The organism is Mycobacterium sp. NPDC003449, from assembly GCF_053588415.1.
On sequence record NZ_JBSFPX010000008.1, the window covers coordinates 1 to 15343 of the forward strand.

14 protein-coding genes and 1 pseudogene are annotated in these 15343 nt (G+C 67.3%); 6 read left to right on the forward strand and 9 right to left on the reverse strand.

The annotated features are described in order from the left end of the window. Positions 1 to 193, reverse strand: a pseudogene (locus ACWDTP_RS04115) (LppP/LprE family lipoprotein); the annotation flags it as partial. A 241-nt stretch (positions 194 to 434) separates the two neighbouring features. On the opposite strand from ACWDTP_RS04115, the gene ACWDTP_RS04120 reads away from it, so the two are divergent. Beyond that, a complete protein-coding gene (locus ACWDTP_RS04120; RefSeq protein ID WP_450016856.1) occupies positions 435 to 833 on the forward strand; it encodes a hypothetical protein in 399 nt (132 codons plus the stop codon). Positions 834 to 916: 83 nt separating this feature from the next. Here ACWDTP_RS04120 and ACWDTP_RS04125 read toward each other — a convergent pair whose 3' ends face one another. From ACWDTP_RS04125 to aroA, 4 genes are read right to left on the reverse strand one after another with little or no spacing between them, the layout of a single operon-like run. Beyond that, positions 917 to 1723 (reverse strand): SDR family oxidoreductase, encoded by an 807-nt coding sequence (locus ACWDTP_RS04125; protein ID WP_450016858.1) that lies wholly within the window; start codon positions 1721 to 1723, stop codon positions 917 to 919. A gap of 47 nt (positions 1724 to 1770) precedes the next feature. Further along, positions 1771 to 2697: an SAM-dependent methyltransferase gene (locus tag ACWDTP_RS04130; RefSeq protein ID WP_450016860.1), complete on the reverse strand. Its 927-nt coding sequence runs from the start codon at positions 2695 to 2697 to the stop codon at positions 1771 to 1773. Between the two features lie 52 nt (positions 2698 to 2749). Beyond that, complete coding sequence (gene rsgA, locus ACWDTP_RS04135) at positions 2750 to 3730, reverse strand: ribosome small subunit-dependent GTPase A (RefSeq protein ID WP_450016862.1); 981 nt, start codon at positions 3728 to 3730, stop codon at positions 2750 to 2752. Positions 3731 to 3736: 6 nt separating this feature from the next. Beyond that, complete coding sequence (gene aroA / locus ACWDTP_RS04140; protein WP_450016864.1) at positions 3737 to 5014, reverse strand: 3-phosphoshikimate 1-carboxyvinyltransferase; 1278 nt, start codon at positions 5012 to 5014, stop codon at positions 3737 to 3739. Between the two features lie 53 nt (positions 5015 to 5067). Between aroA and ACWDTP_RS04145 the strand changes: the two genes are divergently transcribed. Then, complete coding sequence (locus ACWDTP_RS04145) at positions 5068 to 5856, forward strand: SOS response-associated peptidase (protein ID WP_450016866.1); 789 nt, start codon at positions 5068 to 5070, stop codon at positions 5854 to 5856. Next, a complete protein-coding gene (locus ACWDTP_RS04150; protein WP_450016868.1) occupies positions 5853 to 7346 on the forward strand; it encodes a DUF7782 domain-containing protein in 1494 nt (497 codons plus the stop codon). Before ACWDTP_RS04145 ends, ACWDTP_RS04150 begins: the two co-directional genes overlap by 4 nt. 13 nt (positions 7347 to 7359) lie before the next feature. On the opposite strand, the gene ACWDTP_RS04155 is transcribed toward ACWDTP_RS04150, so the two are convergent. Next, a complete protein-coding gene (locus tag ACWDTP_RS04155) occupies positions 7360 to 7977 on the reverse strand; it encodes a TetR/AcrR family transcriptional regulator (protein WP_450016870.1) in 618 nt (205 codons plus the stop codon). Positions 7978 to 8178: 201 nt separating this feature from the next. Between ACWDTP_RS04155 and ACWDTP_RS04160 the strand changes: the two genes are divergently transcribed. After that, a complete protein-coding gene (locus ACWDTP_RS04160; protein WP_450016872.1) occupies positions 8179 to 8613 on the forward strand; it encodes an MmpS family transport accessory protein in 435 nt (144 codons plus the stop codon). Then, complete coding sequence (locus ACWDTP_RS04165; RefSeq protein ID WP_450016874.1) at positions 8610 to 11483, forward strand: MMPL/RND family transporter; 2874 nt, start codon at positions 8610 to 8612, stop codon at positions 11481 to 11483. Before ACWDTP_RS04160 ends, ACWDTP_RS04165 begins: the two co-directional genes overlap by 4 nt. A gap of 22 nt (positions 11484 to 11505) precedes the next feature. Here ACWDTP_RS04165 and ACWDTP_RS04170 read toward each other — a convergent pair whose 3' ends face one another. From ACWDTP_RS04170 to ACWDTP_RS04180, 3 genes are all read right to left on the reverse strand, one after another. Next, positions 11506 to 12354: an SDR family oxidoreductase gene (locus ACWDTP_RS04170; protein ID WP_450016876.1), complete on the reverse strand. Its 849-nt coding sequence runs from the start codon at positions 12352 to 12354 to the stop codon at positions 11506 to 11508. A 130-nt stretch (positions 12355 to 12484) separates the two neighbouring features. After that, entirely contained in the window at positions 12485 to 13432 is a 948-nt protein-coding gene (locus ACWDTP_RS04175) for an alpha/beta fold hydrolase (RefSeq protein WP_450016878.1), read from the reverse strand. 243 nt (positions 13433 to 13675) lie between these two features. Beyond that, positions 13676 to 14143: a nitroreductase family deazaflavin-dependent oxidoreductase gene (locus ACWDTP_RS04180; protein ID WP_450016880.1), complete on the reverse strand. Its 468-nt coding sequence runs from the start codon at positions 14141 to 14143 to the stop codon at positions 13676 to 13678. 291 nt (positions 14144 to 14434) lie between these two features. Between ACWDTP_RS04180 and ACWDTP_RS04185 the strand changes: the two genes are divergently transcribed. Then, on the forward strand, positions 14435 to 15316 hold the full coding sequence (locus ACWDTP_RS04185) for an oxidoreductase (RefSeq protein WP_450016882.1): 882 nt from the start codon (positions 14435 to 14437) through the stop codon (positions 15314 to 15316). Positions 15317 to 15343 lie beyond the last annotated feature (27 nt).

Consider the following 15343-nt stretch of genomic DNA (forward strand, 5'->3'; position numbering starts at 1 on the left):
CGACCGGCGGCGGCGGAGCCGGGGTTTCCGGGGGTGCCGTCGTCGTGGTCGTCGTGGTGGTGGTCGTCGTGGTCGGACTGGTCGGGGCCTGCTCTTCGCTGGTGCCGCAGGCGGCGAGCAGGCCACCCATGGCGATGAGGGCGGCCAGGCCGGCGGTGGCGGCCAGGCGGCGGGGGAGATGACCTGCGGTCATGGCGATGTCCTGTCTGTCGCGGTACATTCGGGCGAACTGAATTGAACTTTATCGTCCAGTTATGGGTAAGGTCAATCGCTGTTTCAGGTGATGGCGTGTGATTCATTCCGAAATGCCGGACGATGAGGTCCAGTCATGGGGTAACTCCAAGTGTTCACCCGACGTCCTCCCAGCGGCCTGGCAGTCGGCGGTTCTAGCCTTCGGCCACTGAATACGTTCGGTTGTCGGCTCGGAGGGCGAGATGAACAAGCTGCATGGTGTGGCCGTAGCCGCATTCGGCGCATGCGCGATACCGGTGGGAATGCTGGCCACCGGGGTGGCCTCGGCAGACGACTACGCCGGGCAGACCTATGGCGATGCCCAGTCGGCGTTGAGCGATGCCGGAATGAAGGGGGTGGTCGCCTCGCGTTCGGGCGATTCGCTGTCCGACGACGACTGTGTGGTGACCAGTTCGGAGAAGGCGCCGTGGCTCAAGGGCGACGACTTCGCACCGGTCAGCGACACGGTGCTGAACCTGAACTGCAACGCCGGTGTCGCCACCGCGACGAAGCCGGGGAACTCGGCGGCCAGCCCCGAAGGCCGGGTCGCGATCCAGAAGGCCAAGGACGAGGCCGCGAAGGACGCCAAGCAGGCCAAGTAGCCGTGGCACGGCGAGCGTGCGGGTCTGCCGCCCGACACGCCGCCCGCGGCCGGCATATGCGCACGCTCGCGCGCTCGCGCCCGTCACCTGTCGATCTGCCACACCTTGGGCCAGTCCTTACCGCGGAACGCGGCGTCGGTCCCGCCGTCGATGAAGATCACCGACCCGACGAAGTACCCGGCGTCCGGGGCCAGCAGGTAGGCCACCAGCGCGGCCACCTCATCGGGGCGTCCGCCGCGCCCGGCGGGAATGGTCTTGAGGAACTGCTCCATCGCCTCACCGGTCAACGGGTCCTTGCGCCCCTGCTGGGTCATCGGGGTGTCGACCAGACCCGGCGCGATCGCGTTGAGCCGGATGCCGTCGGCGATGTACTCCGCGGACCTGGTGCGTGCGTAGTAGGCGAGCGCCGCCTTGGTCGCCGGGTACGCCTGCAGGGCCGCGTAGTCCCCGCACGAGTCCGCGACGGCGTTCGCGCCGGCCTCATCGCCGGCCAGGCATGCGTCGGCCAGGGCGACCGGCCAATTCGGCTGGCTGGTCGTCGAATTGGAACTGATCAGCACTACCGACGGATTCTCGCCACGGGCCAGCAGGGGGCGAAGACCTTCCAGCAGTTCGATCGCCCCGAAGTAGTTGACCGCGATGAGCGGCCGGGCCGCCCGACCGGTCGCGGCGGCCAGCCCGGCGAACGGGACGAAGCCGTCGATCCGGTCACCGGCGATCTCGGTCACCCGGGCGATCGCGCTGGCCCGGCCCTCGGACGTGCCAAGGTCCACGGTCACATCCGCGTCGTGCAGGTCGATTCCGATCACATCGTGGCCGTCGGCCTGTAGTCGGGTCTTGGTGGCTGCGCCGATTCCGGACGCGCTGCCGGTGAGAACGTAAGTGGCCATGGTCAGGAACCGTAACGTGGCCGGCCCGACGGCTGGTCGGGTACGGGTCAGTCCTTGATCGCGGTGCTGTAGTAGTTGTCGCTGAGCGAATGCTGGCCGTCGGTGCGCGGTGGTACCGGCAGACCGGCTTCGGCGAGCAGGGTGGTCAGCGGGGTGCGGGTCGAGCTCCAGCCCAGTGCGCCGAGGTACTCGTCGACGTCGTTGCGCGGGCCCGGATAGCCGAGATCGCCCAACTCGACGTCGAAACCGTGCTCGCGCCACCGTTCGGTGATCGGATCGAAGCCGTCGAAACCGTCTGTCTCACTGTCGCTGCCGATCAGCGCCACCTCCGAGGCCAGCCTGCTGCCTCGGGCGCTGAGCTCGCTGATGGTGTCCAACAGCTTGTCCTGCGCGTCGGAGGGCAGGAACGGCAACAGCCCCTCGGCGCTCCACGCCGACGGCCGGGTCGGATCAAAACCCGCTGCGCACAACGCCGATGCCCAGTCGTCGCGGAGGTCCACGGGCACATTCCGCAGCTCCGCGGTGGGGATCGCGATCAAGTCGGACAGCGCGGTGGTCTTGAAGGACAGCACGTCGGCGACGTCGATCTCGAAGACGACGGTCCCGGCCGGCCAGGCGAGCCGGTAAGCGCGGGCGTCCAGGCCCGACGCCAGGATCACCACCTGGCGGATCCCGGCGGCCGTCGCATCGCCGAAGAACGCGTCGAAGTAGCGGGTGCGGGCCGCGAGCAGGTTGGTCATCTGCTCCATGCCCCACGGCGCGCCCGGAATGTCGACCGCGGCGGAGTCCAGTTCGCCGGTGGCCCAGCGGATGAAGAATTCGACGCCGACGGCGCGCACCAGGGGTTCGGCGAACGGATCGTCGATCAGGGCGGCCGCGGCGTTGGTGGCGCGGGCACGGCCCGCCGCGACCATGGTCGCGGTGGCGCCGACGCTGGTGGCGAGATCCCAGGTGTCGTTATCGGTACGTTCCATGCCACGATCTAACGCTTAGATACACTAACCAGCAAGGTTGGGGGCCCGATTATCAGGATTCTTTCAGGACCGCCAACAGCCGTCGCGCCGCGGCGACCCGGTCTGCGGCCGGGCCGGACAGGGGGTCCAGCGCGCACTCCGGATCGGCGGGCGGTCCCATGTGCCCGCAGCCGCGCGGGCAGTCGGCGATGGCCTCCGCCAGATCGGAGAACGCCAGCAGCACATCGTCGGGTTCGATATGGGCCAGCCCGAACGAGCGCACCCCCGGCGTGTCGATCACCCAACCGTCGCCGCCCAGCGGCAACGCCACCGACTGCGTCGAGGTGTGTTTACCCTTCCCGACCCCCGAAACCTCACCGGTGGCCCGCTCGGCCTCGGGGACAAGGCGATTCACCAGGGTCGACTTGCCGACCCCGGAATGGCCGAGGAACACCGTGACCCGGTCGGTGAGCAGTGGGGCCACCGTGTCCAGCGGATCGTCGCGGCCCGCGTTGACGATGGTCAGGTCCAGATCGGTGAACTGCGCCGCGAACGGCTCGGGCGGTGCGAGATCCGACTTGGTCAGGCACAGCACCGGTTCCAGCCCGCCGGCGTAGGCGGCGATCAGCGCGCGTTCGACGAATCCGGTCCGGGGCGGGGGATCGGCCAGCGCCACCACGATCAGCAGCCGGTCGGCGTTGGCCACCACCACCCGTTCGGTCGGGTCGGTGTCGTCGGCGGTGCGGCGCAACACCGTTCGCCGATCCCCCCGGCGGACGATGCGGGCCAGCGTGTCGGGCCGCCCGGACAGGTCCCCGACCACGTCGACGTCATCGCCCACCACGATCGGGGTGCGGCCGAGCTCGCGGGCCCGCATGGCGGTCACCCGGTGGTCCTGGTCACGGTCGAGGGCGCAGCCCCAGCGACCGCGGTCGACGGTCACCACCATGGCCGGGCGGGCATCGGCGTGCTCGGGCCGGGTCTTGGTGCGCGGGCGGGTACCCCGCCCCGGCCTGATCCGGACGTCGGATTCGTCGTACTCCCGAGCGCTCAAGTCCGATTACCCTGCGGCGGCCAGCATCTCGACCCACATCAGCGGAAAGTCGGGCAGGGTCTTGGCCGTTGTCTCGATGTTCTCCACCTCGACGCCGGGAACCCGCAGGCCGATGATGGCGCCCGCGGTGGCCATCCGATGGTCGGCGTAGGACCGCCAGGTCCCGCCGTGCAGCGGCCGCGCCGTGATCAGCAGACCGTCCTCGGTCTCGGCGCAGTCGCCGCCGAGACCGTTGATCTCGGCGGTCAGCGCGGCCAACCGGTCCGTCTCGTGCCCGCGCAGGTGGGCGATACCCCGCAACCTCGAGGTCGAGCCCTCACGAGCCAGCGTGGCCAGCGCCGCCATCGTCGGGGTGAGTTCGCCGACGTCGTGCAGATCGGCCTCGAAGCCGTCGTAGCCGTCCGCGCCGCCGACTTCCAGCTGGGAACCGGTGTGGCGCACGGTCGCATCGACCTTCGCCAGCAGGGCGAGGATGGTGTCGGCGGGCTGGATGCTGGCCGCGGGCCATCCCGAGATCCGGACGGTGCCGCCGGTCGCCAGCGCGGCCGCCAGGAACGGGGTGGTGTTGGAGAGGTCGGGTTCGATGACCCATTCCCGCGCCGCCACCGGGCCGGGGGAGACGTGCCACCGGTTGGGAGTCGAATCATCAACGGCGACACCGGCATCGCGCAGCATCGCCACCGTCATCGCCACATGCGGCGCCGACGGGACCGAGGCACCGGTGTGCACGATGGTGAGCCCGTCGCGCATGGTGGCCCCGGACAGCAGCAGCCCCGAGACGAACTGCGAGGAGCCCGACGCGTCGATCTCCACGGTTCCGCCGGTGATCGCGCCGGTTGCGCGCACGACGAACGGCAGCCCGTCGCCGTCGATATCGACTCCGAGCCCACGCAGCCCGGTCAGCAGCGGAGCCATCGGCCGCGACCTGGCCTGGGCGTCGCCGTCGAAGGTCACCGACGACGTGCTCAGTGCGGCCAGCGGCGGCACGAACCGCAGCACCGTCCCGGCCAGCCCGCAGTCCACCCGCGCATCGGGAGCCGGTCCGATCGCGCCGCTCACGGTCAGCTCGCTGCCGTCACCATCGACCGTGACCCCCAGCGTGCGGATCGCGTCGATCATCAGATGGGTGTCTCGGCTGCGCAACGCGCCGCGGACGGTCGACGACCCCTGGGGGGTGGCCAGCGCGGCCAGGATCAGGGCCCGGTTGGTCAGCGATTTCGAGCCGGGCACCGTCACGGTGGCGTCGACGGGAACCGTCGTGGACGGGGCGGGCCAGTTTTGCACGTACTACATCCTGCCTCATCCTGCATGGTCCGGTTTCTGCGAGCATGGGCTCTATGTGTGGACGTTTTGCGGTGACCACCGATCCGGCGCTGTTGGCCCAGAAGATCCAGGCCATTGACGAGACGGCGGAACGCCCGGCCGACGGCGCCGGTGGGAAGGACCTCGCGGGTGCCAACTACAACGTGGCGCCCACGACCACCATCAGCAGCGTGGTCAAACGCCACACCGACCCCGATGACGAATCGACCCGCCGGCTGCGGTCGATGCGGTGGGGGCTGATCCCGCCGTGGGTGAAGACCACCGAGGACGGCGCCCCCGACAACAAGGGGCCGCTGCTGATCAATGCCCGCGCCGAGAAGGTGACCACGTCGCCGGCGTTCCGCAACTCGGCCAAGAACAAGCGCTGCCTGATCCCGATGGACGGCTGGTACGAGTGGAAACCCAACGACGGCGCCGCGGGCGGCAAACCCAAGAAGGTGGCCAAGACGCCGTTCTACATGTACGGCTCCGACGGTGAGCCGCTGTTCATGGCCGGGCTGTGGACCACATGGCGGCCCTCGGGTGCGCCGCGCGCCAGCGCACCGCTGCTGAGCTGCACGATCATCACCACCGACGCCGCCGGGCCGCTCGCCGAGGTCCACGACCGGATGCCGCTGACGATCAGCGCATCGGACTGGGACCGCTGGCTGGATCCTGACGCCCCGATCGACGAGGGGCTGCTGCGCGGGCACGGCGATCTGGACCGCATCGCCATCCGGGAGGTGTCCCGGCTGGTCAACACTGTCCGCAACAACGGCCCGGAACTGATCGAGCCCGCCGAACCCGAAGCGTCGCTGTTTTGACCGCGCTGGAGCCCCGGCTGCTCGACGCGGTCGGGGCCGATCTGCGCGCGGCCGGTTATTCGATCGACGGGGTGGCCGAGCTGTTGGGCGCGGAGGCGGATGCGGCGCTGGGCCGGGGCGTGTGGTGGCCCGCGCTGCGCGTCACGCTGGCCGCGCCCGTCGACAAGCGACCACTGGCCGTGCTGGTGCGCCTGTTCCTGCTCGGCGCCGACGAGCCGCCCGAACACGTCGAGCTCGCGTTTCCGTCGACGCCGCCGGAGGCGCTGGTGGCCAGCGGCGTACTCGAGCGGGACGGGCACGTCCTGCGGGCGGCTCTGGACATCCGGCCGCACAGTGACGGGGCGCGGGACTTTCTGGTCGTCTCCGATCAGGACTCCGCGGTGCGTGGCGGGCCGGTGCGCCACGATCACGTCCTCGGGATCGGCGGGGCGTCGGTGTCGCTGGCCCGCGCCGTCGTCCGCACCCCGGTGCGACGTGCGCTGGATCTGGGCACCGGCTGTGGCATTCAGGCGCTGCACCTCGACGCGCACTGCACCGACATCGTGGCCACCGACACCAATCCGCGGGCACTGGCGCTGGCGGCGGCCACTGCCCGGCTCAACGGGATGTCGTGGGATCTGCGCTGTGGCAGCCTGTTCGAGCCGGTGGCGGGCGAACGCTTCGACCTGATCGTCTCCAACCCGCCGTTCGTGGTCGGCTCGGGCGCGCTCGACTATCTCTACCGTGATTCGGGTGTCGCGGGAGATGTCCTGTGCGAGAGCATCATCGAACAGATCGGCGCACACATGGCGCCCGGTGGCACGGCACACATCATGGCCAATTGGATCGTGCGCAACGGCGATGACTGGCGGGAGCGGGTCGGCGGCTGGCTGTCGGGTACCGGGCTGCACGCCTGGGTGGTGCAGCGCGAGCTCGCCGACCCGGTCGGCTATGTCTCGATGTGGCTGGCCGATGCCGGTGAGACGCCGCAGCAGGCCGCACGCCGTGGTGGGGACTGGCTGGACTGGTTCGCCGAACACGACATCGCCGGGATTGGGATGGGGTTGATCTCATTGCGGGTGCCGGGGGACGGCGAATCCCCCGAGCAGATCCTCGAGGAGATCACCGGCGCCGACGAGCTGGTCACCGGACCCGAGGTGGAGGCGTTCTTCGCCCGGCGGGCCTACCTGCGCGACACCTCGGACCATGCGCTGCTGGCGGCCCGGCTCTCGACCGCGCCGGTGTTCCTGGAGGTGCAGTCCCTTCCGGGACCCGGCGGCTGGCAGTCGGTCGGTGCCGCGGTCCGCCGGCCGGGTGGGCCCGGCGCGGTCCTCGGCGTCGACGAGGTGATGCGGGCGCTGCTGGCCGGATGCCGCGGCGAAGTGCCGCTGGGCGCCCTCGTCGATCTGTTGGCCGCCCACCACGATGTCGACGCCGACGCGCTGGCCGAGGCTGCCCTGCCGGAGGTTCGCGACGCGATCGGACGCGGGATTCTCTATCAGGCCGACTGAGATCGGCTGGGCCTCAGACGTTGTAGGTGACCGGCGACAAGAGCCGGTTCGACAGGTCCAGGAGCGCGCCGTGCAGGTCGGCATCGTCGATGTCGGCGAGCAGGGGGTCGGAGACTGCCCGGCCCACCCCGCCGACGAAGACTGACAACGCGATCCGCCTGGCCGGGTCGGGTTCGGGGCCCTCCACCAACTCGCGGACCCGATCGGAGACGGATCTGTATTCGGGCTCGGCCAGGACGATCTGGTCGATCGCCGGGTCGCCGTGAAACAGCACGGCCAGCCGTCGGTGCCGTATCGCCATTTCCACCATGCCGCTGATGGCGACCGCCTGCCGCGCCTCCCGGTCGGGCAGTGCTTCGGCGATTCTGACGACGCGCGCCATGTCCTCGATCGTCGGGCGCAGCACTTCCAGGACGATGTCTTCCTTGGACTGGAATTGGTAGTACACCGCGGGTTTGCTGACCCCGACGCGGTCGGCGATCATCTTCAGCGATGTCCCGTGCACGCCGTGTTCGGCGAACAGGGTAAGTGCGGCTTCGAGGATTCGTTCCCTGGCGAGGCCCCGCGGTGACACCGGCTTCGCCACGTCGCTTCCCTCCTGGTGGACTCGTTCGCCCTCCGAATGCTCCACGCTAGCCCTCCGTTACTGACCTAGGGGATCAACCGGTCTTCGCAGCATCGTGTAGTTGACCGAACGGCTTGCCATAGTTTTGGTGACCGCTTAGTGTTTGTTTTGCGATCGTTCAACTATCGCAAAATCCTCCGCCGCACGACCCCTTGGCCAGATGGTGCACAGACGCGAGCTCGGTCAGGCGAAACGAAAGGCACATCAGTGGTCGGACTAGTGAAGCGGGCATGGATTCCGCTGCTCATCGTGGTGGTCTTCGCGATAGGCGGATTGGTGGTCTACCGCATGCACGGATTGTTCGCCTCGGACAACGAGATCACCCGACCCGGCGCCGGTCTCGCCGAGGATGCCGAGCCGTTCGACCCCAAAGTCGTGAAGTACGAAATCTTCGGAATGGAAGGCGCCGTGGCGACCATCAACTATCTCGACCTCGAAGCGGTACCGCAGATCGTCAGGAATACCCCGCTGCCCTGGTCGATCACGCTCACCACCACCGCACCGTCGGCCAGTGCCTCAATCGTGGCCCAGGGCGACGGAGACAGCATCGGTTGCCGCATCGTGGTGAACGACAAGGTCAAGGAGGAGAAGACGACGAACGCGGTGCGGGCACAGACGTTCTGCCTGGTGAAGTCCGCGTGAGTGACAACCACGCCGGCCAGCATCCGGCGATTCCCCGGTTCATTCGGCGCTTCTCGGTACCGATCCTGTTGGCCTGGGTGGCGTTGAGCGTCATCGTCAACGTGGTCGTCCCCCAACTGGAGGTGGTCGGTCAGGAACACTCGGTGTCCCAGGCGCCCGATGACGCACCGTCGCTGCAGGCGACGACGCTGGTAGGCAAGCTCTTTGAAGAATTCGACTCCGACAGCTCGGCGATGATCGTTCTGGAGAGCGAGCAGCCACTCGGGGGTGAGGCCCACCATTACTACGACGGGCTGATCGCCAAACTCAGGGCGGACCCCACCCACATCCAGCACGTCCAGGACTTCTGGGGCGATCCGCTCACCGCGGCGGGCGCGCAGAGCGCCGACAACAAAGCGGCCTACGTGCAGCTGTACCTGGCCGGCAACCAGGGTGAGACCTTGGCCAACGAATCCGCCCAGGCGGTCAAAGACGCCGTGGCCGCCGATCCGCCGCCGGCGGGTCTGAAGGTCTACGTCACCGGGTCGGGGCCGCTGGCCTCCGACCAGCAGCACGCCGGTGACGAGAGCGTGCAGATGGTCACCGCGTTGACCGTCGTGGTGATCCTGGTGATGCTGCTGCTGGTCTACCGCTCGGTCATCACCCTGGCCCTGGCGCTGCTGATGGTGATGCTCGAATTGGTCGCGGCCAGGGGCATGGTGGCATTTCTCGGCCACTACGAGCTGATCGGGCTCTCGACGTTCGCGGTCAATCTCCTCACCATGTTGGCGATCGCGGCGGGCACCGACTACGCGATCTTCCTCATCGGCCGCTATCACGAGGCGCGTCAAGCCGGCGAAGACCGAGAGACCGCCTACCACACCATGTTTCGAGGCACCGCGCACGTGATCATCGGCTCGGGCCTGACCATCGCCGGGGCGACGTTCTGTCTGAGTTTCACCCGATTGCCCTATTTCCAGACGCTGGGTGTGCCCTTGGCCCTCGGCATGCTCGTCGTCACGCTGGGGGCGGTCACCATGGCCCCCGCGGTGATGACGGTGGCCAGTCGATTCGGATTCCTCGACCCCAAACGCACCGCGACCACGCGATGGTGGCGTCGGGTGGGCACCGCCGTCGTGCGTTGGCCCGGCCCGATCCTGGCAGCGACCATCGCGGTCGCCCTGGTCGGGTTGCTGGCCCTACCGTCCTACACGACGAGCTACAACGACCGGGATTACCTGCCCGCCGGCATCGAGGCGAACGAGGGCTACGCCGCGGCGGAGCGGCACTTCTCCCAGGCCCGCCTCAATCCCGAGTTGCTGCTGGTCCGGGCCGACCATGACATCCGAAACCCGGCGGACATGCTCATCGTCGACCGGATCGCCAAGTCGATCTTCCACCTGCCCGGCATCGCCCGGGTGCAGGCCATCACCCGGCCACTGGGCACCCCGATCGAGCACACCTCGATCCCGTACCAGATCGGCATGCAGGGCGTCACCGAACAGTTGAACCAGTCCTATTCGGAGGAACGCACGGCTGACCTCCTGGCCCAGGCCGGCGACATCTCCAAGACCATCGGGGTCCTGCGCCAGCAGATGGCACTGCAGCGGGAGAGCGCGGCCGCCCAACACGAGCAGACCGAAGCCTTCCACCAGATGATTCCGATCGTCATGGATCTGCGCGACAAGATCGCCACCTTCGACGACTTCTTCCGGCCGCTGCGCAACTACTTCTACTGGGAACCGCACTGCTTCGACATTCCCTCTTGCGCCGCAATACGATCGGTGTTCGACGCCCTCGACGGCATAGACGCGGTCGTCGACCAATTCGGAAGCGTCACAGCCAGTTTGGACAAGCTCGATGCTCTCCAGCCGAAACTGAATGCCCTTCTCCCTCCGCAGATCGCGAGTCAGGAGGCCAACCGTGACCAGATCCTGGCCAACTACGCGACGCAGAAGGGCCGCCAGGACCAGCAGGCCGAGCAGCAACAGAACTCGAATGCGATGGGCCAGGCGTTCGACGAGTCCAAGATCGACGACTCGTTCTACTTACCGCCCGAGGTCTTCGACAACGAGGATTTCAAACGGGGCCTCAAACAATTCGTGTCGCCCGACGGTAAGGCCGTGCGCTTCATCATCTCCCATCAAGGGGATCCGGCGTCCGCGGAGGGCATCTCCCACATCGACGAGATCAAGAACGCGGCGTTCGAGGCCATCAAGGGAACGCCTCTCGAAACCTCGAAGATCTACCTGGGTGGCACCGCCGCGACCTACAAGGACATGCAGGAGGGCTCCAATTATGACCTCATGATCGCTGCCGTGTCCGCGCTCTGCTTGATCTTTGCCATCATGCTGGTGATCACCCGGGCATTCATCGCCGCACTGGTGATCGTCGGCACGGTGGTGCTGTCGCTGGCCGCGTCGTTCGGCCTGTCCGTCCTGCTCTGGCAACACATCATCGGGCTCGAACTGCACTGGTTGATCCTGGGGATGTCGGTGATCATTCTGCTGGCGGTCGGATCGGACTACAACCTCCTGCTGGTGTCCCGCTTCAAGGAAGAGCGCGATGCGGGATTGAACACGGGCATCATCAGGTCGATGGGCGGCACCGGCAGCGTGGTGACCTCGGCCGGTCTGGTGTTCGCCTTCACCATGATGTCGTTCGCGATCAGCGACCTACGCGTGCTGGGGCAGGTGGGTACCACCATCGGGCTCGGGCTGCTCTTCGACACCCTGGTGGTGCGGTCGTTCATGACACCGGCCATCGCGGCGTTGATGGGCCGATGGTTCTGGTGGCCGCAGAACGTACGTACCCGGCCCAGCCGTCGTCAACGTGAGCTGACCGCGGCCGCGGGCCGGCACCGAACCGAACCCGCCCCGACGGCGCGTTGAGGACGGGACGGGTGCTCGACAGTCAGGGCTGGGTGTACCCGGGCGGGTTGGGGGTGTCGACCCACAGATCGACGCCGAGGTCCGAGCCGGGCACGCAGTCATACACCGACAGGTCGGTGACGCCGGAGTCGAGCAGCACGTCCTCGCACAGCAGGCTCTGCCCGGTGTACTCGCGGGCCGGTTTGGTGAAGATCGCATAGGCGGCGTCGGCGTAGACGTCGGGTTTGCGGGCCCGTCCCATCGCCTCGTCGCCGCCGAGCAGGTTCTGCACCGCCGCGGTGGCCACCAGGGTGCGCGGCCACAGCGTGTTGGATGCGACGCCGGCCTCGCGCATCTCCTCGGCGATCCCCAACGCGCACAGGGTCATCCCAAACTTCGCCATCATGTACGCCGTGGGTTTGAGCCATTCGGACTCCAGCCGGATCGGCGGTGACAGGGTCAGGATGTGCGGATTCTCCCGGCCCTTCATGTGCGGGATGCAGGCCTGTGAGACGGCGTAGGTGCCGCGGATCTGGATGCCGTTCATCAGGTCGAACCGTTTGAGCGGCACCTCCTCGATGGAGCCGAGGTTGATCGCCGAGGCGTTGTTGACGCACAGGTCGATGCCACCGAACTGTTCGACCGCCTTGGCCACCGCACCGGCCACCGAGTCGCCGTCGCGGACATCGCCGACGATCGGCAGCGCCTGCCCGCCGGCCTCCTCGATCTCCTTGGCCGCGGTGTAGATCGTGCCTTCGAGCTTCGGGTGCGGTTCGGCGGTCTTGGCGACCAGGGCGATGTTCGCGCCGTCGGCGGCGGCCTTCTTGGCGATCGCCAGCCCGATACCGCGGCTCGCGCCGGAGATGAACATGGTCTTCCCTGACAGTGTCATACCGACACCTTAGGCTTGGCCGGTCTGACCGGAATACCGGATGGCCCAGCGCCCCGTCGTCTTCGCCTGTCGCTCGCGTACCCGAGCCACACTCTTGCACGCACCGTTTCGCGAAATTTCGTGCACGGAGCTAACTCGCGACGTTCTGGGAGATCCAACTTTGCACAGTTTCGGCGACGTCGTCGCTGTTCAGATCCATCATCATATTGTGGGAATTGCCGGTATGGCCGAGCTCGGGGAGCACCAGGGTCTCGGCCCGCACCCCGTGTTGTGCGGCAGCGACGACATATTTGGACCAGACGGCTTGGAGGTCCTCGTAAAGAGCGCTCTCCTCGATGAAGTCGCCTTGGATGATGACCTGCGGACCCGGGGCGGCCCCTTCGGAGATGTCGGGTAGTCCGTGTGGCTCCAGCAAGACGGCGGCCGCAACCAGGCCCGGGTTCATCATCGCTACGTGAGCGGAGATGCCTCCGCCGTGGCTGTGGCCGACGAGGACGCAGCGGCCGATGCGCTCCACGGCAGCGGTAAGGCTCGCCACGGCGCGGCCGTTACTGCTGGTCCAGCGTGGGACCGACTGTCGCGTTACTTCTTCTAGCGCCGAGACGGGAAACTGCGAACCGGGGAATGCGCGGCGTTCGGCATAGTCGGACATGCGGCCGATCCGGAAGACGTCCCAGGATTGCTGTTCATTGCGCAGAATTGGTTGGCCCTCCCACTGTCCTGGCAGTGAACACCATCCGGCGCGGCCGCGTTCGACATTGTCCACGACGTAACAGGGATGACCGGCCGTCAGGAAACTGGTCACCCATCCTGGTCGGCCATCCGGAGTGCTTTCCCACATCGCGCCGGTCAGGCCGCCGCCATGGACGAAGACAACGGGTGGTTTGGTGCTCCTCGCCGGGATCAAATAGTTGACGTAGGCATGGTCAATCGCATAAGTCCCGTTCGGATCATGGGCGTAGGCGGGAAGATCTCCGGTAAGTCGCACGTGTTGGTGCGGTTCGCCGGTAATCGTTATCCGTTGTCCGCCAGCGTAGAAGCTGCCGACTGACTCGAGAACGATGTGTTGGGCGGTCAATGAATACTCCTAGTCTGTCGATGTCCATTACCAAGCCTCGATCACGCCGACCATGTTGCGGCTCTTGCAAAGTGCAGCGGCAAGGCGCCCAGCTGTACGGATACACGCCGGCCCGCCCGCGTCGATTGTCGACGGCAACTCATGCTTGGTGGTGTAGCGCGAACTACGCTGCCATCGAGACTAGTCAGCGCCGGCGAGGCACCTTGGCGCACCCGGCGAGGATGACTGGAGATCCGCCACGGGTTAGGCGCGTACCAGCTCGAACAGCGGAATTGTCCGGTCGGTCTTGGTCTCGTATTCGGCGTAGAGCGGCGCAATTCGGACGATCTCTGACCATGTTGCATCGCGCTCCTCGGCGCCCAGTTCACGGGCAGTGACGTCGTAGACCTCGGGTCCGACCTCGATGCGCGCGGATGAATCGGTCCGCAGGTTGTGAACCCACGCGGGGTCTATGGGCGCACCCCCGAAAGATCCGACGATGAACATTCGGCCATCGACCGACACGTACGACAGCGGGGTGAGCCGCGGGTGGCCCGATTTGGCTCCCGTCGTGTGCAGCAGCAGCAAGGTCCGCACTTCGATGATGCCTTTTGCGAACGTCTCGCTCAACGTGCCACCGTTGGCGCGAAATTCGTCGATGACCGTGGCGTTGAAGTCGTTGATCGCCTTCGTGTCGGAGAGCAGCTTGTCCTGATCGGCTTCATCATTCACGGGAAGCCACAGCCTTCAGATCTGTGTTCCTATTCCCTATCTTCGCCACTCGTGGAAATTTGTCCGCCACGCGCTTCTGGCCCGCCGGGGCGCGAACGCAGGATCCCTCGGTGGGGTCACCCTTCGGCGTGGCGTTAGTGCCAGACTCCTCGCGCTGCCGCGGCGTGAACGGTGCGAGCGGTCAGCGGATCGATGCCGTCGAACAGGGTTGCGCCACATCGAGACTCGTCGGGGGGCGAGGTCTGACCGCGTGACGCGTCCGGCAGGGCAGAATTCGGTACATTTGCGGGAGTGAATATTGCTCTTATCGGCCCGGGCGCCATCGGCGCGACCGTCGCCGCCCTCCTGTACGACGCCGGCCACCAAGTAGCGCTCTACGGTCGTACGCCCCGGGCCTCCATCGAACTCCGCGACGACCACGGCGGCCCCGTGACGGTGCCCGGGCCGGTCTACACCAACCCGGCCGACGCACCGGGCCCGGCGGACGTCGTGCTGTTGGGAGTCAAGGACACCCAGAACGACAGCGCCGCCGATTGGCTGGCCAAACTGTGCGATCAGAATACGGTGGTGCTGGCGCTGCAGAACGGCGTTGAGCAGGTGGCGCGGGTCGGCAGGTTCTGCCCGGCGTCAACGGTCGTGCCCGCCGTCATCTGGTTCTCGTCGGCGACGCACCCGGATGGTTGGATCCGGTTGCGCACGCCGGCGCGGATGGTGCTGCCCGACGACGACGCGGGGCGCCGGTTGGCCGACGTGCTGAGGACGCAGAGGTTGACCATCGACCTCGACTCCGACTTCGTCACCGCCGCGTGGCACAAGCTGCTCGTCAACGCGGTCGCCGGGCTCATGGTGCTCACCGGCCGCAAGTTCGGGATGTTCCACCGTGCCGACACAGCCGCGCTGGCGCGCTCTTACCTTGCCGAATGCCTCACCGTCGCACGGGCCGAGGGCGCACGTCTCGGTGACGATGTCCTCAACGAGATGGCTACGATGTTGGTCGAACTACCGCAGGACATGACGACGTCGATGTTGACCGACCGTGAGCTCGGCAGGCCGCTTGAATGGGACATCCGCAACGGGGTCGTGGTGCGCAAAGCTCGTGAGCACGGGTTGACGACACCGATCGGGGACATCCTGGTCCCATTGCTGGCGGCGGCCAGTGACGGACCTGGCTAGAAGTACCGAGTCCCACACCGTGCTCGC